This is a genomic window from Microbulbifer donghaiensis (genome assembly GCF_900129095.1).
GTDB classification, from domain to species: Bacteria; Pseudomonadota; Gammaproteobacteria; order Pseudomonadales; family Cellvibrionaceae; genus Microbulbifer; species Microbulbifer donghaiensis.
Genome location: NZ_FQVA01000001.1, coordinates 1,481,850 through 1,502,945, shown reverse-complemented (window position 1 = coordinate 1,502,945; position 21,096 = coordinate 1,481,850). Strand labels below are relative to the sequence as shown.

At 61.0% G+C, this 21,096-nt stretch carries 20 protein-coding genes; 9 read left to right on the top strand and 11 right to left on the bottom strand.

Features of this window, described 5'->3' with window-relative positions; genetic code table 11:
- Positions 1-2: 2 nt before the first annotated feature.
- The 6 genes from pcnB to dksA form a co-directional block, all read right to left on the bottom strand.
- Positions 3-1,361 carry a polynucleotide adenylyltransferase PcnB gene (gene pcnB, locus BUC36_RS06360; protein ID WP_073272838.1) on the bottom strand — a complete coding sequence of 453 codons (1,359 nt, stop codon included), beginning with the start codon at positions 1,359-1,361 and terminating at the stop codon, positions 3-5.
- A gap of 1,003 nt (positions 1,362-2,364) precedes the next feature.
- Positions 2,365-3,756 carry a sigma-54-dependent transcriptional regulator gene (locus BUC36_RS06355; RefSeq protein ID WP_073272836.1) on the bottom strand — a complete coding sequence of 464 codons (1,392 nt, stop codon included), beginning with the start codon at positions 3,754-3,756 and terminating at the stop codon, positions 2,365-2,367.
- 130 nt (positions 3,757-3,886) lie between these two features.
- On the bottom strand, positions 3,887-6,847 hold the full coding sequence (locus BUC36_RS06350) for an ATP-binding protein (RefSeq protein ID WP_073272833.1): 2,961 nt from the start codon (positions 6,845-6,847) through the stop codon (positions 3,887-3,889).
- Positions 6,837-7,013, bottom strand: a complete 177-nt coding sequence (locus tag BUC36_RS19030) for a hypothetical protein (RefSeq protein ID WP_200797195.1) — start codon at positions 7,011-7,013, stop codon at positions 6,837-6,839. The genes BUC36_RS06350 and BUC36_RS19030 overlap by 11 nt, the downstream gene beginning before the upstream one ends.
- Before the next feature lie 187 nt (positions 7,014-7,200).
- Entirely contained in the window at positions 7,201-8,073 is an 873-nt protein-coding gene (gene gluQRS / locus BUC36_RS06345; RefSeq protein ID WP_073272831.1) for a tRNA glutamyl-Q(34) synthetase GluQRS, read from the bottom strand.
- A gap of 78 nt (positions 8,074-8,151) precedes the next feature.
- A complete protein-coding gene (dksA, locus tag BUC36_RS06340) occupies positions 8,152-8,589 on the bottom strand; it encodes an RNA polymerase-binding protein DksA (protein WP_073272829.1) in 438 nt (145 codons plus the stop codon).
- A gap of 554 nt (positions 8,590-9,143) precedes the next feature.
- On the opposite strand from dksA, the gene sfsA reads away from it, so the two are divergent.
- Positions 9,144-9,842 carry a DNA/RNA nuclease SfsA gene (sfsA, locus tag BUC36_RS06335; protein ID WP_073272827.1) on the top strand — a complete coding sequence of 233 codons (699 nt, stop codon included), beginning with the start codon at positions 9,144-9,146 and terminating at the stop codon, positions 9,840-9,842.
- 54 nt (positions 9,843-9,896) lie between these two features.
- Here sfsA and BUC36_RS06330 read toward each other — a convergent pair whose 3' ends face one another.
- The 4 genes from BUC36_RS06330 to BUC36_RS06315 form a co-directional block, all read right to left on the bottom strand.
- Positions 9,897-10,241 carry a Rieske (2Fe-2S) protein gene (locus BUC36_RS06330; RefSeq protein WP_073272825.1) on the bottom strand — a complete coding sequence of 115 codons (345 nt, stop codon included), beginning with the start codon at positions 10,239-10,241 and terminating at the stop codon, positions 9,897-9,899.
- A 17-nt stretch (positions 10,242-10,258) separates the two neighbouring features.
- Complete coding sequence (locus tag BUC36_RS06325; RefSeq protein ID WP_073272823.1) at positions 10,259-11,314, bottom strand: S1C family serine protease; 1,056 nt, start codon at positions 11,312-11,314, stop codon at positions 10,259-10,261.
- Between the two features lie 254 nt (positions 11,315-11,568).
- Positions 11,569-12,453, bottom strand: a complete 885-nt coding sequence (gene htpX, locus BUC36_RS06320) for a protease HtpX (RefSeq protein WP_073272821.1) — start codon at positions 12,451-12,453, stop codon at positions 11,569-11,571.
- 104 nt (positions 12,454-12,557) lie between these two features.
- The gene (locus tag BUC36_RS06315) at positions 12,558-12,842 is read right to left on the bottom strand and encodes a TfoX/Sxy family protein (protein ID WP_073272819.1); all 285 of its coding nucleotides are present in this window, start codon (positions 12,840-12,842) and stop codon (positions 12,558-12,560) included.
- Positions 12,843-13,095: 253 nt separating this feature from the next.
- On the opposite strand from BUC36_RS06315, the gene BUC36_RS06310 reads away from it, so the two are divergent.
- The 3 genes from BUC36_RS06310 to BUC36_RS06300 are packed head-to-tail and all read left to right on the top strand — an operon-like array spanning position 13,096 to position 15,126.
- On the top strand, positions 13,096-13,806 hold the full coding sequence (locus BUC36_RS06310) for a M15 family metallopeptidase (protein ID WP_234994904.1): 711 nt from the start codon (positions 13,096-13,098) through the stop codon (positions 13,804-13,806).
- Between the two features lie 53 nt (positions 13,807-13,859).
- The gene (gene cysE, locus BUC36_RS06305) at positions 13,860-14,618 is read left to right on the top strand and encodes a serine O-acetyltransferase (protein ID WP_073274621.1); all 759 of its coding nucleotides are present in this window, start codon (positions 13,860-13,862) and stop codon (positions 14,616-14,618) included.
- Positions 14,619-14,634: 16 nt separating this feature from the next.
- The gene (locus tag BUC36_RS06300; RefSeq protein ID WP_073272817.1) at positions 14,635-15,126 is read left to right on the top strand and encodes a hypothetical protein; all 492 of its coding nucleotides are present in this window, start codon (positions 14,635-14,637) and stop codon (positions 15,124-15,126) included.
- 115 nt (positions 15,127-15,241) lie between these two features.
- Here BUC36_RS06300 and ppa read toward each other — a convergent pair whose 3' ends face one another.
- The gene (gene ppa / locus BUC36_RS06295) at positions 15,242-15,778 is read right to left on the bottom strand and encodes an inorganic diphosphatase (protein ID WP_073272815.1); all 537 of its coding nucleotides are present in this window, start codon (positions 15,776-15,778) and stop codon (positions 15,242-15,244) included.
- Between the two features lie 203 nt (positions 15,779-15,981).
- On the opposite strand from ppa, the gene BUC36_RS06290 reads away from it, so the two are divergent.
- From BUC36_RS06290 to BUC36_RS06270, 5 genes are all read left to right on the top strand, one after another.
- Complete coding sequence (locus BUC36_RS06290; RefSeq protein WP_084535648.1) at positions 15,982-17,355, top strand: glutamine synthetase family protein; 1,374 nt, start codon at positions 15,982-15,984, stop codon at positions 17,353-17,355.
- 68 nt (positions 17,356-17,423) lie between these two features.
- Entirely contained in the window at positions 17,424-18,812 is a 1,389-nt protein-coding gene (locus BUC36_RS06285; RefSeq protein WP_073272813.1) for an aldehyde dehydrogenase family protein, read from the top strand.
- Between the two features lie 17 nt (positions 18,813-18,829).
- On the top strand, positions 18,830-19,984 hold the full coding sequence (locus BUC36_RS06280) for an iron-containing alcohol dehydrogenase (RefSeq protein WP_234994903.1): 1,155 nt from the start codon (positions 18,830-18,832) through the stop codon (positions 19,982-19,984).
- Between the two features lie 57 nt (positions 19,985-20,041).
- Positions 20,042-20,635, top strand: coding sequence for a peptide-methionine (S)-S-oxide reductase MsrA (gene msrA, locus BUC36_RS06275; RefSeq protein ID WP_073272809.1), 594 nt, complete (start codon positions 20,042-20,044; stop codon positions 20,633-20,635).
- Positions 20,636-20,653: 18 nt separating this feature from the next.
- The gene (locus tag BUC36_RS06270) at positions 20,654-21,046 is read left to right on the top strand and encodes a hypothetical protein (protein ID WP_234994902.1); all 393 of its coding nucleotides are present in this window, start codon (positions 20,654-20,656) and stop codon (positions 21,044-21,046) included.
- Positions 21,047-21,096 lie beyond the last annotated feature (50 nt).

Here is a 21,096-nt window from a genome sequence, read left to right as displayed (position 1 = left end):
GGCTATTCGGCTGCCTTTGGGGGGCGGCGGCGACGTCCGCCGCGCGAACCGCGCCCGCGGCGGTTGCCGCTACCGCTGCCGCTGCGCTGTAGCTTGCGGACCATCTGCTGGCGCTGTTCGTCATCGGCCTGCTGGAACTCGGTCCACCACTGGCCGAGTCCCGGCTCCAGTTCGCCACACTGTTCGCGCAGCAGCAGGAAGTCGTAGGCAGCGCGGAAACGCGGGTGTTCGCTCTGGCGCTGGGCGCGGTTGCCGCCACGTTGCGACAGGCGCGATTGCAGGTCCCAGATTTCACGCATGGGGATCGAGAAGCGCTTGGGGATGGCAGTATGCGCCAGTTGGGAACTGGTGATCTTTTGTGCGGCCTGTGCCAAAGCGGGTACCGGTGGTGTGCCCCGGTCCACCAGCTTCTGCTGCTCTGCATTCACCGCCGGCCACAGGAGGGCCGCGTACAGGAACGCGGGCGTCACGCGCATCTCTTCGCGAATGCGCTGGTCGGTATTGCGCAGGGCCAGGCGGGTGAGTTCCAGGGCTGCCGGGTCGTCCAGTCGGGCGGCATTGTCCGGGAACAGGTGGTGCCAGAGGCGATACTGGCGCAGCAGTTCGAAAGTCCGCTCACCGTGCCCGCTCATCAGCAATTTGAGCACCTCATCGAACAGGCGCGCCGGCGCTATGTTGCGTAGCAGTGGCGCCAGTTCGGTCAGCGGTGCCGCGGTTTTGTCCTCGATGTTGAAGTCCAGCTTGGCGGCGAAACGGACCGCACGCAGCATGCGCACCGGATCTTCCTTATAGCGGGTGACGGGATCGCCGATCATGCGGATCAGGCGCTGCTCGATATCGCGTACACCGCCGGTGTAGTCGTGGATCGCAAAACCGTTGGTGGTGTAATAGAGGGCATTGACCGTGAAGTCGCGGCGGACGGCGTCACTTTGCAGGTCGCCGTAGACATTGTCGCGCAGCAGCATGCCGTGCTCCGACTGCTGCGCCTCGTGTTCCTCGCCGTCGCTGTGATGGCCGCGGAATGTGGTGACTTCGATAACTTCGCGCCCGATGCGCGCATGCAGTATGCGGAAGCGGCGCCCGACAATGCGCGAGCCGCGGAACAGCTGCTTGGCTTGCTCCGGGGTGGCGTCGGTGGCGACATCGAAATCCTTGGGGTGGCCACCCAATAGCAGGTCGCGCACACCACCGCCGACGATATAGGCCTGGAAGCCGGCCTCCTGCAGGCGCTTCATCACCGTCAGGGCGGCGCGGCTGATATCGCGGCGGGAAATACTGTGGTCGCTACGGGCGATGACCCTGGGACCCGGGTTGGCCGGCTTGCGCCAGCGTTTGATACTACTGATCAGGGAATTGAGCATACGGCTGTCTGTCTTGACTGCTGCCAACGGGATCTGGCTTGGAAGGTCCCGTCACAATTGCTCATTCGAACTGATACTGACAGGTCCTGTTGCGAGGCGGATTCTACCACAGGCAAAGACATACGCCCGCAATCCGGGCAGATTGCGTCGCGAGCAGGGGGAAAAGAAAGGAAAGATGGGAATTATTCTTATTGACTATGAAGGCAGCGGCTTCCTTGCGCTATCAATTTGCTGTCTAGCAAACACCCTCTCCCAGGTACAATCAGTCAGTTTGTAACGCGCTTGTCGTTTTTTTTGTTGTCTTCTGCTTTATTTTTATTATTTATTGTTATTGTTTGTTGTTTTTATTGTTCTGTCGGTTTTGGTCTCTGTTTGCTTTTATTGTCGACCGCCCCATTATTCTTATTGTGTTTCGCCCGCTTATTGTGAGTTGTTATTAGGGCTTAAACAGTCATTTATTTTTATTCTTGGCTGTTCTTGTTGTTTGTACTAGATACAAAGCATTTAGTGTGCCAACTTTTTAAAATCGTTATAAATCAATAACTTATAAATATTTGGCGGTTTTTTGATGGGTTGTAACAGGCCTGCACGTTACGGATGTCGCGGCAGTTGTTACTCCCGGTGAGACAGGGGTAACACTTTTTGCTGTTACTGCTGAGGGGCGTGCCGGGTAACGCGGCGTGCGGGTGGCGGCGCGATCAGCGCCGTGCGGTAAGGGGCGACCCCGGGATCACCCCTGGCGGTATTCTGTGACGGACTAGCCCGGATATTGCACCAGGGGCCGCGATGATCGCGCCGAGATCTGTGCGTTCAGTGCATTTTTGCGGCGTACATGCATGCTTATTGCACGTATTAGCCGCAAAAATGTGCTGAGCGCACAGAGATCAAGCGAGGGCGCGGCCAGCGGTGCTTGGTAACATTTTGTACCCGAGTGAAAACTCAAAAAAATTTTTACAAACAAAGACTTAAGTGAAATCTCAAGCGGCCTGGTGCAATATCCGGGCTAGGCCTCGGCAGTGGCAGCGCGGCGGGACTTCTTGCGCGGAATCCCCAGTTTCTGGCGGCGCTCCCACAGGCACTTGCGGCTCACGCCCAGTTTCTTTGCCAGTTCGGTTTCGCTCATGGTGTCCTGGTGTTCAATGACGAAGCGGGCGAAATAGTCTTCCAGCGACAAGTCTTCGCGCGGGTCCGTGTGGCGGCTACGCGGGAGTCGCTCGGGGTCCGCTTCTTCGATGGGCACCAGGTCCAGGTCGATATCCAGTGTGTTGTAGTCGATTTCCCTGCTGTCATCGTCGGTGAGAATCACCGCGCGCTGAATTGCATTCTCCAGTTCGCGCACATTACCGGGCCAGGTATAGGTAGTGACGGCCTGTACGGCCTCCGGGGACAGCTTGAGGGTCGGGCGCTCTACCTTGGCGCAGAACTTCTCCAGCAAGTGCTCGGCAATTGCCAGCACGTCCTTGCCGCGCTCGCGCAGCGGTGCCAGGGTCATCTGTACCACGTTGATACGGTAGTAGAGGTCTTCGCGAAACTTGCGCTCTGCGGCCAGCTGGCGCAGGTTGCGGTGCGTTGCCGCCACCAGTCGCACGTCCACCTTGCGGGATTCCACCGCGCCGATCGGCCGCACTTCCCCTTCCTGCAGCACCCGCAGCAGGCGCGCCTGGGCCTCCAGGGGGAGCTCACCGATCTCATCCAGGAACAGGGTGCCGCCATCGGCGGCGGCGACCAGGCCCTCGCGGGCAGTCTGCGCGCCGGTAAAGGCGCCTTTCTCGTGACCGAACAGTTCGGCTTCGATCAGGGTTTCCGGAATCGCCGCGCAGTTGACGGAAATCAGCGGCTTGCCGGCGCGGCGGCTCTCTTCGTGAATCGCGCGCGCCACCAGCTCCTTACCGGTACCTGTCTCGCCGTGCACCAGCACAGTGGCGTCGGTGGGGGCCACCTTGTGAATGCGGCTGTAGAGGTCGCGCATGACCGGGCTGTCACCGATCATGCCGGCGATGGTGCGGCCCTGCTCCCTGGCCGCAGGTGCCTGGGCGCGACTCTGCTCGGCCTTGCCGATCACGCGGCGCACGGTGGCGATCATTTCGTCGTGGTCGAAGGGTTTGGCGATATAGTCCGCCGCGCCCATGCGCATCGAGTCCACGGCGGACCTGAGGCTGGCGTAACTGGTCATGATCAGTACCGGCACGTCGCCGGCGAGTTTGAGCAGATCCGTGCCCGGGGCCCCGGGCAGGCGCAGATCGGAGATGATCAGGTCGAAGTCGTTGAGGCGGTACTTGGTGGTCGCCTCGCGCACGGATCCGGCTTCACTGACCTTGTAGCGGTGCCGCTCCAGCAACTTGCGCAGTGCCGTTCGAATAATGGCTTCATCTTCGACGATCAGGATGTGGCTCATGTGTTACGCCTGGTTACAAAATGCTCAGTGAACGCCTAGTTTTACCCGCCCGGCGTTTCGATGCAACTCAGACGGGTCCAATTGAACAAAATTTGCACGAATCTTGCGCAATCTATGCACTTGGTGACAGTTATCTTGCCAGGGGCAGTTGCACGATGAATTTTGCTCCGCGGTTGGTCTCCGGGTTGGCGGGGCTGATCAGTTCCAGCTGGCCGTCGTGCTCTTCAACAATGCTGTACACCATCGCCAGGCCGAGACCGGTGCCCTCGCCGGGTTCCTTGGTGGTGAAAAAGGGCTCGAGGATACGATCGCGGTGCTCGGGCGAGATGCCGGGGCCATCGTCGGTGACCGAAACACAGGCGCTGCCGTCCGCGGCGTAACCGTCGATCTGGATATGGCCGCCATCGGGACTGGCGTCGCGGGCGTTACTGAGCAGGTTGATGAACACCTGGATCAGGCGCTGATTGTCACCGGGGGCGATCAGGTCTTCTGGCACGGCGTTGGCAAATGTCACCTGGGTCTTGTCACGCTGGAGTGACAAGAGCTGTACCGCCTCCTGCACGCAGGCGTACAGGTCCACCGGTGCCCGCTGGCTCTCCTGGCTGCCGCTGTGGGAATAGTTGACCAGTGAGTGGACGATGCGGCTGATGCGCTGGGTCTGACTGAGGATCTGGTCGGCGGTGTCCCGCACTTCGGAATTATCGGACTCAAAATGCAGGTTCTGGGCGAGGCAGGCGATACCGGTCACGGGGTTGCCGACTTCGTGGGCGACGCCAGCCGCCAGGCGACCCACGGATGCCAGGCGCTCGCTGTGGATGAGCTCCTGCTCGAGAATCTGTGTCTCGGTAATATCCTCCAGCAGTAACATCAAGCCGTCGCCGCGGTCGCGGCGCGCGCGCCCACTGCGGCTGCTCTTCTGCCGCGTCTTGTGCAGATTCAGCCAGTGGCTGTTGCCCCCCAGGCTGACCTGCTGCTTGAAACGGCTGGCGTCGGCGGAATCGGCAAACTCGGTCAACAGGGTGCGCCACGGCTCCACCAGGTATTCCAGCTTGGAGCCAATCACGTCGCCGGCGGCAATTCCGGTCAGGTCCTGCATCGCGTAGTTCCACAGCAGAATCTCGCCGTCGCGCCCCAGGGAGCAGGCGGCCAGAGGCAGCTCTTCCAGCATCTGCCGGTGGTACAGGCGCAGGTTGTTCAGTTCCGCGGCGAGACCGGTCAACTGGTTTTTGTAACGGCTGAGCCGCGTCTCGATCAGATGAATGTCCTTGTTGGCCGGCTGGTCGCTGTCCTTGAATGGGAAATGGCGATCGATGATCTGTCCCGCCAGTACCCGCCCCAGCAAGCCGGACAGGTTGGCCTCCAGCTTGTTGCGCAGCTGGCGCAGCGCGTAGGGGCGGCGTTCGCTGTCGGGCAGGTTCAACTGGCGCAGGGCACGATTGACTTCCAGGTTGGCGGTGGCTGCGCCGAGGCTCTCCGCCAGCCGCACGCGGAAATCTGCAGCCGATTCGACATCCAGTTCCAGGCGCAGTGCCTGGCTCAATGTGTCGTCACTACACAGGTCCGCGGCATACTGTTCCAGACTGCTGCTGCGGGTAAATACCGACAGGCCGATAAACAACAACACGTTTACCGCCAGCGACAGGGTGGTGATCTGGGTCCAGATGGTCATGCCCAGCGGAATCTGTATATCGGTGCCGGGCAGGGTGATGCCGCTCATGCCGAACACGGCCGGCAGCAACAGGCCGCCGGCCCAGATCAGCATGCCCGCGAGCAGGCCGCCGATAAAACCGCGGCGATTGCCGCGCGGCCAGTGGATGACGGCGAAGATGCCGGGCAGGAACTGCAGTGAGGCGATAAACGCGAGCAGCGCCAGGTCCGACAGGGACAGGCGGTTGTTCAACAGCAGGTAGAAGGCGAAGCCGGCCAGAAAGAGTGCCGCTACCAAAGCGCGGCGCAGCCACACCAGCTGGCGGTACATGTTGTCCTCGGAATGCCAGCGGGTGCCGGGTAGCAGCCAGTGGTTCATGACCATGGTGGACAGTGCCAGGGTAATCATCACCAGCGCGCCGGTGGCGGCGGACAGGCCGCCAACAAAGGCGAGAATTGTCAGCAGTGCCGAACCACTGGCCCGCGGCACCGCCAGGGCAAAGTACTGCACCGGCTCTGATACATCCAGTGCGAAACCCGCCCACATGATCGGGAATATCGGCAGTGCCATCAGCAGCAGGAACAGCGGAAAGCCCCAGCTGGCGATACGCAGGGTCTGGGTTGCAGGGCGTTCCGCCACACTCAGGTAGAAGATATGCGGCATCGCCACGGCAGTGGCAATAAATACCAGCAGCAGCGTGTGCGACGACCCCTGCTTGATCGGGGTGTACAGCAATTGCTGCATATCGCTGTTCTGCGCCAGCCACTGGTCCAGGCCGGTGAATCCGCCGAAAACGCCGTAGACGGCATAGGCGCCCACCGCCAGCAGCGCCACCAGTTTGACCACGGATTCCACCGCCATGGCGCTGACCAGGCCCGCGCGCCGCTCGCGGGTGGCACCGTACATGCTGGTAAAGACCGCCAGCAGCACGCAGTAGAAAAACGCGATCAGGTTCTTGCTGGTGACACCACTCTCCGGCAGCGCCAGCGCGGCAACGCTGTCGCGCGACAACAGCGCCAGGGTTTCGGAGACCGCCTGAATCTGCAGCGCGATTAACGGCAGCAGTGCCAGCAGCATGAATAGTGTGGCGAGGGTACCGGCCTCGCGGCTGTGATAGCGGAAAACCATCAGGTCGGCTGGCGATGTCAACTGGTAGCGCTGCGCCAGTCGCGCCAGCGGTTCCAGCGCCACCGGCGCGAACAGGAACATGGCGCCGGTGCCCAGATAATAGGCGAGCACGCCGTAACCATACTGCCAGGCCAGGTCGACGATACCGTAGAAGGTCCAGGCGGACAGCGAAACGCCCAGTGACAGCACGTAGACCAGCGGATGGCGCACCCAGCGCGACGGCAGCCAGCCCTTGGAGGTCGCGAAGGCAACAAAAAACAGCGTGGCGATGTAGGCCACGCCGATCAGGGCAATGTGCGCAATTTCAAAGTTCATCGGACTTGCGCCTCATCTGCACGAACACCGCCAGCAGGATCAGTACGAACCAGAGGATAAAAGGGCGGTACCAGGCGCCGGCCGGATTGATCATCCAGGTAAAGATGGTCGGTGAGAAAACGTAACCCGCCAGTACCAGCAGGATTAACAGGGTGCGGTTGCTCATAGATTGCTAAGTGATATCTGCTCTAAGGTGGCTGCAGTCAAACCTTGGCCACCGATTGCTGCGGGAGCGGCCGCTGTTTGCGATCGGGTGATTCGAGCCACGGAAATCGAATTCGGTATTGGGGCATTACAGCAGAATCTGCGCAACGCCCTGCGATTGGCGGAAAAATGTTAATTGCCGCACCGTCTCAGTGCAATTGCCGGTCGCGCATATCGACCTGGTGGCGCTGCCAGCGCGCCGCGGCCCATTTGAGAATATGTTCTGGCTTTTCGTGCGCCAATTCCGCTGGCACGTGAAAGCCGAGAAAGTCGAGCGCAGTACACAGGTTGGCGGAGGCGTTGTGGTTATCTATGGCCGGCGCGTGATTCTGCTTGCTCAGTTTCTGGTGGCCGTCGGGGCCCATTACCAGGGGTAGGTGGCCGAATTGTGGCGGTGTTGCGCCGAGCATGCGAAACAACACCTGTTGCGCACCGGTGGTGTCGAGGAGGTCGGCGCCGCGGACAATGTGACTCACGCCCTGGTCGATATCGTCGACGACAACGGCCAACTGATAGGCGTAGAGGCCGTCACGCCGTTTGAGAATGGTGTCCTCGCCGATCAGCTGGCGCTGCTCACCGCGCCAGAGATCGTGAAAATGCTCCTCGCCGCCGGCGCACTTTAGCCGCAATGCACAGGGGCCCTGTTCCTCGCCGGCTGTTCGGCAGCTGTCGTTGTCGTGACCGCCATTGCGCCGGATCTGGCTGCGCGAACAGTGGCAGGGATATACCAGTTGCCGTACCGCGAGTTCGGCGAGGGTGTCCTCATACAGCGAGTGGCGCCGGCTCTGCCACTCCAGCGGGCCGTGCCAGTGCAGGCCGTGGGCCTCGAGAGATCTGACAATGCGATCTGCCGCGCCCGGCTCTTCCCGCGGTGGATCCAGGTCTTCCATGCGCACCAGCCAGTGTCCACCGTGGGCGGTGGCGTCGAGGTAGCTGCCCAGGGCGCAGACCAGTGAGCCGAAGTGCAGCGGTCCGGTGGGTGAGGGCGCAAAGCGGCCGATATAGGGAGTGGAGGTTTTCAAGGTTGTGCAGGGGCGACCCCAAAGGCCGCCCTCGAGAGGTGGGCGATCATGGGGACCGCCACTTCGCCAAAGATGAGATCAGCCGGAAATCTGCTTTTCCTTGATCTCCGCCAGGGTCTTGCAGTCCACGCACAGGGTTGCGGTGGGACGTGCTTCCAGGCGGCGAATGCCGATTTCCACGCCACAGGCTTCGCAGAAGCCGTAGTCGTCCTGGTCGATCAGTTCGAGAGTGGCATCGATTTTCTTGATGAGCTTGCGCTCGCGATCGCGGGTGCGCAGCTCGAGGCTGAACTCTTCTTCCTGGCTGGCGCGGTCGGCCGGATCCGGGAAATTGGCTGCCTCGTCTTTCATATGGGAAACGGTGCGGTCCACCTCCGCCATCAGCTCGGCCTTCCAGGCCCGCAGCAGGTTGCGGAAGTGCTCCTGCTGCTTCTCATTCATGTACTCTTCGCCCTTCTTCTCTTTGTAGGGCTCAAAGCCGTGCAGAGATTCGGTGCTCGCAGCAGTTTTGGGCATAGTCGTTGCCTCTCTATTCTTTACGGGCCCCCATTTATGGGGGCAATACCACCAAATTCAATCTAGCCTAGTCCGGAATTGTTCGGGCTGGTGCATTTTTAACCCGATCAATTTGGACATGATGGCAGGCGATTCCTTCTTCCGGCGCCCCCAACCCTGATACATCGATGGCCCTGGCGACCGAGGGCGAAGAAGCTACCAAATCTCTTCGGTTCGCGCCACAAAATGTTGATCGGGGAACCTATGCGCAAGTCCATAGCCTCTCTGCGGGCCCTGAAGCGTGCAGCTGTTAGGCGCAGTGCGCAGTGAATGGCCAGCCCTTTACAAGCACTGCAACGCAGCAGATGTTCGCTTCAGGGCGCGCCCATCGGGTGGTGCGGCATCCCGACTTCCAGAGCGACTCACACTCCGCGTTGCAACTTTTTGAAAGGCCTCGGCATTCCTGCAAAGTCGCGCCTTGATTGTGAGCCGCTCTGGAAGCCAGAGAGGCCATGGACTTGCGCATAGGTTCCCTAGTATTTTGTGGCGCTTAAAAAGTCAGTTATGGTCGTCACGTGAAGCTTAATCCTCCCCTGCAGCGGGCCAACCTGTTGCGCCGCTACAAGCGTTTCCTCGCCGATATCGAAACCCCGGAAGGTGAAATTTTCACCATTCACTGTCCCAATACCGGCTCGATGAAAAACTGCTGGGCTGAGAACACGCCTTGCTGGTATTCAGATTCCGGCAACCCCAAGCGCAAGTATCGCCACACACTGGAAGTGACCACCACGCCGGAGGGGGCTCTGGCCGGGGTCAATACCGGCCGTGCCAACGCGCTGGTCGAGGAGGCGATTACAAGCGGTGTGGTGTCGGAATTGCAGGGCTATGAAAGCCTGCGACGCGAGGTGCGCTACGGCGACGAGAACAGCCGAATCGATCTGCTGCTGTCGGGGGGCGACGGTGATTGTTACGTTGAAGTCAAAAATGTGACCCTGGCTGAAGGCAATCGCGGTCTCTTTCCCGACGCGGTCAGTAGCCGCGGCGCCAAGCACCTGCGCGAGTTGCAGAAGCTGGCCGAAAACGGCGTGCGTGCGGTCTTGTTTTACTGCGTGCAGCACACGGGTATCGAAACTGTGCAGGCCGCGCGGGAAATTGATCCCGCTTACGCCGAGGCACTGGATGCGGCAGTGGCTGCGGGCGTTGAAGTGCTCGCCTATCGGGCGCGCATCAACGCGGTGGAGATTGCGCTTTACGAAGCGATCCCTTTTCGCTGACAGGCTTTTGCAGGAACGACTACGCGTTAGTCGGTCTTTTTTGCGATATCCGGCTCATTCTGCCAGCAATACGTAAAGGCCTTCCGCCGTGTGCTCGACCGGCACCGGTGTCAGCGCATCGCCGGTGCAGGGGCCGGCGATACACTCGCCGGTCTCGATCAGGAACAGGGCGCCGTGTGACGCACATTGAATCAGGGCGCCGTCGGGATCGAGGAACTGGTCTTCCTGCCAATTCAGATTGATGCCCCGGTGCGGGCAGCTGTTTTTGTAGGCGTAAACCTCGCCGTCTTTCATCACGGCAAATACATTGTCGGTGCCGGCGGCAGTGTCACCGAGAGAAAACCCCTTCGACTGGCCTTCGGTCAGTTCTTCGTAACGGCAAAGAAAATATTTCTGCACAGCAATTCTTTTATCGGTTATTCGGGAGCGGCGAGTGTAATCGATGTTTGGCGTCTTTTCCCGTCGCGCACGACGCCCAGGCTAACCTCGTCACCGGCGCGGTGATTCTCCAGCACGTTCATCAGGTCGTCATAGGTGTTCACCGGCTGGCTGTCCACCTCCACGATAACGTCGCCCAGCTGCCAGCCGCCGCGCCGGGTGCGGTAAATTCCGCGCAGCCCGGCCCGCTCTGCAGGCATGCCGGGCGCTGTGCGCAAAACGGCGACGCCCTCGTATCCGTACTGGCTGGCCCACTGGTCCGGTGCCGATTCGATACCCAGTACCGGGCGGACGAGGCGGCCGTGGGCGATCAGCTCCGGCACTATCTTCTTCACCGTATCGACCGGAATCGCAAAGCCGATACCGACGCTGGCGCCGCTGGGGCTGTAGATCGCGGTGTTGACACCAATCAGGCGGCCGCTGCTGTCGAGCAGGGGGCCGCCGGAGTTGCCGGGGTTAATCGCAGCGTCCGTCTGGATCACATTGCGAATGGTGCGGTTGTTGGCGGCCTGAATCTCGCGTCCCAGTGCACTGACCACGCCGGTGGTCAACGTGGTATCGAGGCCGAACGGATTGCCGATGGCGAGAACCTTGCGGCCCACGGCCAGGTTGTTGGAAGTGCCGGCCTCCAGCGGCTTAAGCAGTTCCGGTGGGGCGTCGATCTTCAGCACCGCCAGGTCTTTTTCCGGTGCCGAGCCGACCAGCTGAGCCGGCCACTCGCTGCGGTCCTGCAGGGTGATGGTAACCTTGCGCGCGCCCTCGATGACGTGGAAGTTGGTCACCACATGGCCGAGGTCGTCCCAGATAAAGCCGCTGCCGGCGCCCTTGGGCACGGTGTGCAGCCGCAGGGTCCAGCGGTCGCGGACCAGGGTTTCATTGGTGACGTAGACTACCGAAGGACTGGCGAAATTGAACACCTGCATGGTGTTCTGTTCGTCGTCGGTGGCAAAGACCGGCACCGGAGTCGTTGCATTGGCGAGACTGGTAAGCAACAGCAGTGGCGCGGCCAGCAGCAAGGCTTTGAACTTGTTCATGGTCAGCGTTGTGCGGTGTCTGGATTCGAAAGGGGACATGTTAACCCGGCCGGAAGCCGGGTTAACAACTGAAGTTTTGATGGTAAAGAGGCCTTTTCTATCCGTGTTCGGGCTCTCTCCTGTTTTGCTGGCGCTGTGGCCTTTCGGCTGTTGGCGCTGAGGGCTATTTCTTAACGCTGAGGGCTCTCGTCCTAGCGCTGAGGGCTCTTGTCCTAGCGCTGAGGGCTCTTGTCCTAGCGCTGAGGGCTCTTGTCCTAGCGCTGAGGGCTCTGCAGCGCCAGGATGCGATCCTCCAGCGGCGGGTGGCTGGCCAGCAGCGCGCCCATGTTGCCGTAGATGCCGAAGGCCTTCATGTTGCTCGGCAGGGGCTGCTCGCGGCCTGCCTCGGATTCCGCCTTGATCCGCTGCAGCGCGGCAATCATGGATTGGGGGCTGGCGAGGCTGGCGCCGGCGGCGTCGGCACGGTACTCGCGGCGGCGACTAAACCAGGCCACGACCATCATCGCGAAGACACCGAATACGATGTCCATGATGATGGACGTCACGAAGTAGCCAATACCCAGTCCCTGTTCGTTGCGCATCAGCACCCGGTCGACGAAGAAGCCGACTAAACGGGCGAAGAACATCACGAAGGTGTTCACCACACCCTGAATCAGGGCCAGGGTGACCATATCGCCATTGGCGACGTGGCCGATTTCATGGCCGATGACTGCCCGGGCTTCGTCGCGGTTGAAGCGTTCCAGCAAGCCCGAGCTAACGGCCACCAGGGCGCTGTTACGGTTCCAGCCGGTTGCGAAGGCGTTGGCCTGTGGCATCGGGAAAATACCCACGTCCGGCATACCGATACCGGCTTTCTGTGCCAGCTCGCGCACAGTTTCCACCAGCCACTGCTCGTCGGCGGTGCGCGGCTGGTCGATAACCTGGGTGCGGGTGGACATGCGCGCGATGGTCTTGGACATCAGCAGCGAGATCAGTGCGCCGCCGAAGCCAAAGATGGCACACATCGTCAGCAGGGCGCCGAGGTTCAGGTTGACGCCATTGGCATCGAGAATGCCCTGAATGCCGAGAAGGTTGAATATAATGCCGACCAAGACCAGAACGGCAAAGTTGGTCAAAAGAAACAGACCAATGCGCAACATCGGTGTACTCCAATCAAGATGTCTTAGGAGGAAGTGTAGATAGGGGCGGCGGCGGCGCTTTCAAGATCCCCGGCGCCCCCACTTCGCGAATTTTCCGGCGTTGCTTACTCTGAGTCCTGTGCCGACAGGAGCCGGTCGGCCTCGCTGGCCAGGTGCGCTTTCACGTCTGGATCCAGGTCGTTCCAGTGCACATCGAGCAGTGCACCCTGCAGGGCGTAGAGCATTACCCGGGAGGCATTGATACCGCGGTTGCGAATGCTGATAAAGGCATCTACCGGGCCTACCCGGCGCAGATCATCGCAGGAGCGAATACCGATGGAATGGAGGATATTGACAGAGGCGAGGCCCAGGTTTTTCAGTTTTAACAGCTCTGATTGACTCGGGTGCATGTGGGTCTTCCCTAACTAAGTTGGCGTCCGTTTTTGCTTGGCAAAGTCCTTTTGCCGCGCGACTGAAAATAGCATAAAACGATAAAGGGCCAAACATTCATTAATATTGGTACTAAGAACGGAAGGCGAATCGAAATTGCTATCAAATAAATTTTGCTTAATGCGTGGTGGCGTCTCCGTTTTTGGTAGAGTGCGATATGAAGTTTCTTCACTTTAGTTCGCTCTGTTCAGATTTCCTGTCCGTGAGAGGGTTATGCTGGCTGCACCGCTAAAACGCATGTTGTTTGGTCTCAGCGACGAGCATGTGATTGTCGATCCGCGCTCGGGACAGTTGCTTCATCCTGAAGCGCTGGTCGCCTTTGAGCGCTTGTGTGCCGATGCGCGTGCAGCGGGCTTCGATCCGCTGGTAGTCTCCGGGTTCCGCAGCTTCGAGCGCCAGCGTACCATCTGGAACAACAAGGCGGCGGGCCTGCGCCCGGTGCTCGACAGTAGCGGGGTGGCGCTGGATGTGGCGCAACTGTCGGCGGTACAGACCGCATTCGCGATATTGCGCTGGTCCGCATTGCCGGGTGCTTCGCGGCACCATTGGGGCACGGATTTCGATGTGGTGGATGTCGCGGCGATGCCCGACGATTACCGCCCGCAGCTGACGCCGCAGGAAGTGGCCGACGAAGGCATTTTCGGGCCATTTCACTGCTGGCTGGATGCGCGCATTGCCGCAGGGAAAAGCTACGGCCTGTTCCGTCCCTATGCCAAGGACCGCGGCGGGGTGGCGCCGGAGCGCTGGCACCTGAGTTACGCACCGCGGGCTTTTGAGCTGCAACATTTATTGTCTCCGGAGCGACTCTGTGAACAACTGCAGAGCTGCGAGTTGGAACTGTGCGACACTGTGTGCGCACAAATGGATGAGATTTATACGCGCTTTGTGTGCGTGCCGGATCACTGTTATCCGGATTTAGGTTGAGTGAGGATCTGATCATCGACGTTGAGACTGGACAACGGGATATCTGGCAGGCGATGCGCGCCGAGGCGTCGGAAGCGGCCGTCGGCGAACCGGTACTGGCGAGTTACTTCCACAATACCGTGCTGCGGCACAAATCCCTCGACGATGCGCTCGCCTATCAACTGGCATCGGTGCTGGATCACAACGCGCTGACCGCGACGGCGCTGCAGGAGGTTATCGCTGCGGCACTGCAGGCGGATGCGTCCATCCCCCGCTGTATGCGCGCGGATATCAGCGCCTGGTACGACCGCGATCCCGCCTGCGATCAGTACCTGACGCCCTTCCTCTATTTCAAGGGTTTTCACGCCCTGCAGTCGCACCGCGTGGCCCACTGGCTGTGGCAGCAGGGGCGGCACACGCTGGCGCTCTATTTCCAGAGCCGGGTGTCGGAGCAGTTCGCGGTGGATATCCATCCGGCGGCCAAGTTTGGCTGCGGCATCATGATCGACCATGCCACCGGTCTGGTGGTGGGGGAGACCACCGTGGTCGAGGACGACGTTTCTATTCTGCATTCGGTGACACTTGGCGGTAGTGGCAGTGGTGGCGGTGACCGGCACCCGAAAATCGGCCGCGGGGTAATGATCGGTGCGGGCGCGAAAATTCTCGGTCCGGTGAGGATTGGTGAGAGTGTGAAAATTGCCGCGGGCAGTCTGGTGTTGAGCGATGTGCCTGAGCACACCACCGTTGCCGGGGTGCCTGCGCGCCAGGTCGGCGGTACCACCGCCGCGGCCCCGGCCTATACAATGGACCAGACGCTGAGTCCGGACGAATAACAACAGAGGCAAGCCCATGTCACAACCCACTTACAGCCTGATCTTTCGCGGCGACCTGGTGCCCGGATTCACCGCCGCCGATGTAAAAGCACACCTGGCGCGGTTGTTTAAGGCCGGTCCGGAAACTATCGACAAGCTGTTCAACGGCCGTCCGCTGGCAATCAAGAAAGGGTTGGCGAAAGCGCAGGCCGAGCAGCTGCAGGCCACACTGGCGAAACTGGGCGCCCAGGTGGTGCTCAAGGCCGAGGGCGAAGTAGATGCGCCGCCCGCACCGGCGCCGCAGGCTGATGAAGCGGTGTCATCGCCGGTATCTGCCGGCGCCGACTGGAGTCTCGCGCCAATGGAGGGCAATCTGGTCAAGGAGCACGAGCGGGAGAAAAAACAGGCGGTGCAGGTTTCCGTGGATCACCTCAGCCTGAAGCCGGCGCAGGGCAATCTGATCGAGGAGGGTGAGCGCTCGCACACTCAGGCGGTGACTGTCGAGGTGCCCGACTGGAAGCTCGACTGATTCCACGGGCGCCGTAACGGGGCGCCTTGCACGGCAAACAGACACAAAAAAACCGGCCCATGGCCGGTTTTTTCGAGGCTATAAGCTCGTTGCACGCCATTCCTGGCGCGGCGGCTCAGCCTTCTTCTTTCAGGTAGCGCTCGCGGGAGGCCATTACTTCCTTGCGCGCCGCTTCGGCGTCGGCCCAGCCGTCTACTTTTACCCACTTACCGGCTTCCAGCGCCTTGTAGTTCTCGAAGTAGTGCTCGATCTGCTTGAGCAGCAGCTCCGGCAGGTCGCCGATTTCCTGAACGTGGTCGTACAGTTTGGTCAGCTTGGTGTGCGGTACCGCCAGCAGCTTGGCGTCTACGCCAGACTCATCGGTCATGTTCAGCACACCGATCACGCGGGAGCGGATCACGGAGCCGACCATTACCGGGTAAGGAGCCACAACCAGCACGTCCAGGGGGTCGCCGTCTTCGGACAGGGTCTGGGGCACGTAGCCATAGTTGGCCGGGTAGAACATCGGGGTGGCTACGAAACGGTCTACGAATACCGCGTCCGCGTCCTTGTCCACTTCGTATTTGATCGGGTCGTGGTTGGCCGGGATCTCGATGATAACGTTGATATCGTTGGGCAGGTCTTTACCTGCGGAAACCTTGTCGAAGCTCATTGCTGTTCCTGACTCTTTCAATAGTGATCGGAAAGGGGTGATCGAAAATTTGGGAGCGCGGATTATATCTCCTGAGCCCCTTTGCTGAAAGCGGCGCCCTTAGACTCATTGGTTAGGGGTATATAGGGGTATAGACGCCGGTGGCGGGTCTATCCTGTAACACAGCCATCACAGTCAGCCATAACAACAAGGAGGCTGAACCCATGTTGAAACCCAGGGAAATCAGGACCCCGGAGGAGGCGCGCGCCATCGTCGAGGAGCGCAATCTCAGTCACGTCAAGGTGGGGCTGTTCGACAACGACGGCGTCATGCGCGGCAAGTATATGAGCCGCGACAAGTTCTTCTCCTCCCTCGCGCACGGTTTCTCTTTCTGTGATGTGGTCCTTGGCTGGGATGTCAAGGACCAGCTGTACGACAACGCCCGCTACACCGGCTGGCACACCGGCTATCCGGACGCACCGGTGCGCATCCTCCCCCACAGCTGCCGCGAGCTGCCTTTCGAAGAGGACATGCTGCTGTTTCTGGCCGAGTTCGACGGCCCGGCGCAGGCGGTGTGCCCGCGCGCCACCCTGCGCCGGGTGATCGAGCGCTGCCAGGCGCTCGGATTCGAGCCGCTGGCGGCACTGGAATACGAGTTCTTCCTGTTCGATGAGACCCCGGACTCGGCCCGCGAGAAGGGTTTCCGCAACTTGAAGCCGTTCACCCCGGACTGGTTCGGCTATTCGATGCTGCGCAACTCGGTACACGCGGAGCTGCATCGGGAGATTCTCGACCTTGGTCAGCGTATGGACTTCCCTCTCGAGGGCCTGCACACCGAGACCGGCCCCGGCGTGCTCGAGGCGGCGATTACGGTGGACACAGCCGAGGCCGCGGGGGACAAGGCGGCGCTGTTCAAGACCTTTATGAAGGTACTGGCGCAGCGGCTCGGCCTGATGGCCACCTTTATGGCCAAGTGGTCCGGTGACTACCCTGGGCAGAGCGGCCATATCCACCTGTCCCTGCGCGAGCGGGACAGCGGCAAGTCCGCCTTCTACGACCCGGAGCAGCCACAGTCCATGAGCGCCGTGCAGCGCCATTTCCTCGCCGGCCAACAGCGGCTGATGCCGGAATTTCTCGCCATGATGGCGCCGACGGTCAACAGCTACCGCCGTCTGGTACCCGGCTTCTGGGCGCCCACCGATGCGACCTGGGGGGTGGAGAACCGCACCGCCGCCCTGCGGGTGATCCCCGGCAGCGACAAGTCCCAGCGCACGGAATACCGCCTGGGCGCCGCCGATGCCAACCCCTACCTGGCGCTGGCCGCGGCACTGGGCTCCGGCCTCTATGGCGTGATGCAGCGGTGGGAGCCGAGCGAAGCCGTGGCGGGCAATGCCTATGCCTTGCAGCAGCCCGAGGAACTGGCGCTGCCGCGCACTCTGTGGGAATCGGCGCAGCGGCTGAAGGCATCCGAGGCGGCACGGGAGCTGTTCGGCAGCGACTTCGTCGAACATTTTGCCATCAGCCGCGAGTGGGAGGAGCGCGAGTACCGGCGCCACGTGAGCGACTGGGAGCTCGACCGCTACTTTGAAATTATCTGATCGCCGTTTCAGCGGTGTCGGGTAAGCCCAGAGTTTGCCCGACTCAATTCCCGTATGCCCGAGTCACCATGAACAAATTGCAGTGTATTTCCCCGGTCGACAATTCACTCTACGTCGAACGCGCGCTCGCCGGCGACGCGGACATTCAGTGCGCTCTCGATAGCGCTATTGGCGCCCAGCGCGCCTGGCGCTGCGCGCCGCTCGCCGAACGAATCGCGATCGTGCGCCAGGCGGTCGCCATTTTTTCCGAGCGCAAGGAGCGGCTGGGTGAGGAGCTCTGTTGGATGATGGGGCGGCCGATCCGCTTTGCCGCCGGAGAGATTCTCGGTTATGCCGAGCGCGCGAACGCTATGGCGGAGATCGCCGAAGAGGCCCTGGCCGATATCCGATTAGCGGAAAAACCCGGCTTCATCCGTTTTATCCGCCGCGAGCCACTGGGGCTCTCACTGGTGATAGCGCCGTGGAATTACCCCTATCTCACCGCAGTCAACGCGGTGGTGCCCTCGCTGCTCGCAGGCAATGCCGTGCTGCTGAAGCACTCGGCGCAGACACCGCTGTGCGCCGAGCATATGGTGGAGGCGTTTATCGAGGCGGGCCTGCCCCCGGGTGTTTTTCAGTTTCTGCACCTGGGGCACGGCGATACCGAGAGGCTGATTCGCGCGCCAGAGATCAACCACGTCGCCTTCACCGGTTCGGTTGCCGGCGGCGAGATGGTCGAGCGCGCCGCGGCCGGGCGCTTTATCAGCGTCGGTCTCGAACTCGGCGGCAAGGACCCGGCCTATATCCGCGCCGATGCCGATTTGGACCACGCCGTGGAAACCGTGGTCGACGGGGCCTTTTTCAATTCCGGTCAGTCCTGCTGCGGCATCGAGCGTATCTATGTGCACGAGCAGCGGTTTGACGAGTTTGTCGCACGCGCCGCCGAGCTGGTGCGTGCCTACCGGCTCGGCAGACCCGATGACCCGGACACGACGCTGGGGCCGCTGGTGCGCGCCGAAGCCGCCGACTTTGTGCGTGCGCAGATCGACGAGGCACTGGCCGAGGGTGCCACGGCACATATCGACCCGCAGGCATTTGCCATGGACAGGCGCGGCACCCAGTACCTGGCGCCGCAGTTGTTGACCGGTGTGCACAGCGGTATGCGGGTGATGCGGGAAGAGTCATTCGGCCCCGTGGTGGGGGTGCAGAAAGTGCGCGACGACAGCGAGGCGCTGGAGCTGATGAACGACAGCGAATTTGGTCTCACTGCGGCCATCTTCAGCCGCGATGAGCAGGCGGCGCTGGCGCTCGGCGAGCGCCTGGAAACCGGCACCGTATTCCTGAATCGCTGCGACTATCTCGACCCGGCGCTGGCCTGGACCGGCGTCAAACATTCCGGTCGCGGCTGCACACTTTCCGGTGTCGGCTTCGAACACCTGACCCGGCCCAAATCTTTCCATTTCAGGGTTCAGCTATGAGTGCGGATAAATTTCATATGAACTGGAATTACCCTACGGCCGTGCGCGTCGGCCCGGGGCGCATCGCCGACCTCGCCAGTGCCTGTCGCGAACTCAATATGCACAAACCCCTGCTGGTCACCGACCCCGGCCTGGCACAACTGCCGTTGCTCGAGCGCGCCGTGCAGATCTGTCGCGATGCGGGGCTGGAAGTTACCGTGTATTCGCAGATCAAGGGCAATCCGAACGGGCAGAATGTCGCCAATGGTGTGGAAGTGCTGCGCGAGGGCTGGCACGACGGCGTGATTGCGTTCGGCGGCGGCTCGGCACTGGATGCCGGCAAGGCGATAGCGTTGATGGCCGGGCAGCGGCGCCCAATCTGGGACTTCGAGGATATCGGCGATAACTACCTGCGCGTGGATGTGGATGGCATGGTGCCGGTGGTGGCCGTGCCCACCACCGCGGGCACCGGCTCGGAGGTGGGTCGCTCATCGGTGATTACCGATGAAGAAGCGCAGATAAAACGCATTATTTTCCATCCGCGCATGCTGCCGGCGATTGTGATACTGGATCCGGAGTTGACGCTGGAGCTGCCGCAGAAAATCACCGCGGCCACCGGCATGGATGCGCTGTCCCACAACCTGGAGGCCTTCTGCTCACCGCTGTTCCACCCGATGGCCGAGGGTATCGCGCTGGAAGGCATTCGGCTGGTAAAGGAGTTTTTACCGCGTGCAGTGAGCGATGGCACGGATCTGGACGCGCGCCAGCAGATGCTGGTGGCCTCGTGCATGGGGGCGACGGCCTTCCAGCGCGGTCTCGGCGCCATGCACGCGCTGGCCCATCCGCTCGGTGCACTCTACGATGCGCACCACGGACTGCTCAATGCGATATTGATGCCCTACGTACTGCAGGCCAATCGCGCGGCCGTCGAACAGCCGATGGCGCGGCTGGCGCGCTACCTGGATCTGCCCGGTGCGGGTTTCGATAACGTATTGAACTGGGTATTGGCACTGCGCGAACAGATCGGTATTCCCCATACGCTGGGGGAAATTGGCATAGATACCGCACAGGCTGAAAAGGTCGGCGCTATGGCGGAGGTGGATCCCTCTGCCGGCACCAACCCGCTATCCTTCGACGCGGCGGGCTACCGGGAACTCTTTGTGCGGGCGTGCGAAGGCAGCTTGGCACTGTAAGATATCGGCTCGCTCTGCCGACAAAGTGACAGAGCCTGAAATTTTGAGGAGTCGATTGTGCGTGGACTGATCGCCGTCTTGTTACTGCTGGTCGCTGTTGCGGGCAGCGCCGAAGAGTCGAAGAATATCCGCACCGCCATCTTCGCCGGCGGCTGCTTCTGGTGTATGGAACCGCCGTTCGACCAGCTCGATGGTGTGCTGCAGACCACATCCGGCTACAGCGGCGGCCATGTAAAAAATCCAAGTTACGAGCAGGTTTCCGCCGGTGGTACCGGGCACGCGGAAGTGGTGCAGGTCACCTACGATGCCGACAAGGTCAGTTACGCGAAGCTGCTGGATGTCTTCTGGCGCAACGTGGATCCTGTCGATAAGGGCGGCCAGTTCTGCGATCGCGGTGACCAGTATCGCAGCGAAATTTTCTACGGCACCGAGGAAGAAAAGAAACTCGCCGAGGCCAGTAAAAAGCAGGTGGCTGCGAAGCTGGGCAAGAAAGTCGTGACGCAGATTAAACCGGCCAGTATTTTTTATCCCGCCGAGCGCTATCACCAGGACTACTACCAGCGCAATCCGGTGCGCTACAAGTACTACCGTTATCGCTGCGGGCGCGACCAGCGTCTCGAAGAAGTTTGGGGTAGAGCCTCGGCCGAATGATATCGAGCGCAAACAGGGATGATTGCAATGGGCAATGCCTTCGACAGCCTGGCGGGACTGAGTCTCGAGTGGACCGGTGTCCATCACTCGGAGAGCGGTGATTTCTCCGAACTCTCCACCCATATCGTCTCCTACGAAACCGAGCGCGAATGCTATGTAACGGCCGGCGGTAAACGGGTCGGCGAAGCCCTCTATTCCTATAAACGCCTCGATTCGCGGATGGCGATCGTAATTTACCGTCCGGAGGTCTACCGGGGGCTTCGCGGAGTGGTACTTTATGCGATGCTGGATTTTGAGAATGCGACGGACCGCGCCGTGATAGTCGCCGACGGCGAACCCTTTGCGGTGGCCAACGGCACCTTTCGTGTCGTGCAGACGCAGTTAAGGCCCAGCGCATCAGGCAACGATTAATCCAGTGATCAAATAAGTCAGTGCTGATCTGTTTAATCATCGCGCGCGAA

Coding starts and splice junctions, on each gene's coding strand:
- pcnB (WP_073272838.1), bottom strand. CDS start 1,361: ATGCTCAATTCCCTGATCAGTAGTATCAAACGCTGGCGCAAGCCGGCC.
- BUC36_RS06355 (WP_073272836.1), bottom strand. CDS start 3,756: ATGAGCCACATCCTGATCGTCGAAGATGAAGCCATTATTCGAACGGCA.
- BUC36_RS06350 (WP_073272833.1), bottom strand. CDS start 6,847: ATGAACTTTGAAATTGCGCACATTGCCCTGATCGGCGTGGCCTACATC.
- BUC36_RS19030 (WP_200797195.1), bottom strand. CDS start 7,013: ATGAGCAACCGCACCCTGTTAATCCTGCTGGTACTGGCGGGTTACGTT.
- dksA (WP_073272829.1), bottom strand. CDS start 8,589: ATGCCCAAAACTGCTGCGAGCACCGAATCTCTGCACGGCTTTGAGCCC.
- BUC36_RS06325 (WP_073272823.1), bottom strand. CDS start 11,314: ATGAACAAGTTCAAAGCCTTGCTGCTGGCCGCGCCACTGCTGTTGCTT.
- htpX (WP_073272821.1), bottom strand. CDS start 12,453: ATGTTGCGCATTGGTCTGTTTCTTTTGACCAACTTTGCCGTTCTGGTC.
- BUC36_RS06315 (WP_073272819.1), bottom strand. CDS start 12,842: ATGCACCCGAGTCAATCAGAGCTGTTAAAACTGAAAAACCTGGGCCTC.
- BUC36_RS06310 (WP_234994904.1), top strand. CDS start 13,096: ATGCTGGCTGCACCGCTAAAACGCATGTTGTTTGGTCTCAGCGACGAG.
- cysE (WP_073274621.1), top strand. CDS start 13,860: ATGCGCGCCGAGGCGTCGGAAGCGGCCGTCGGCGAACCGGTACTGGCG.
- BUC36_RS06300 (WP_073272817.1), top strand. CDS start 14,635: ATGTCACAACCCACTTACAGCCTGATCTTTCGCGGCGACCTGGTGCCC.
- ppa (WP_073272815.1), bottom strand. CDS start 15,778: ATGAGCTTCGACAAGGTTTCCGCAGGTAAAGACCTGCCCAACGATATC.
- BUC36_RS06290 (WP_084535648.1), top strand. CDS start 15,982: ATGTTGAAACCCAGGGAAATCAGGACCCCGGAGGAGGCGCGCGCCATC.
- BUC36_RS06285 (WP_073272813.1), top strand. CDS start 17,424: ATGAACAAATTGCAGTGTATTTCCCCGGTCGACAATTCACTCTACGTC.
- BUC36_RS06280 (WP_234994903.1), top strand. CDS start 18,830: ATGAACTGGAATTACCCTACGGCCGTGCGCGTCGGCCCGGGGCGCATC.
- BUC36_RS06270 (WP_234994902.1), top strand. CDS start 20,654: ATGATTGCAATGGGCAATGCCTTCGACAGCCTGGCGGGACTGAGTCTC.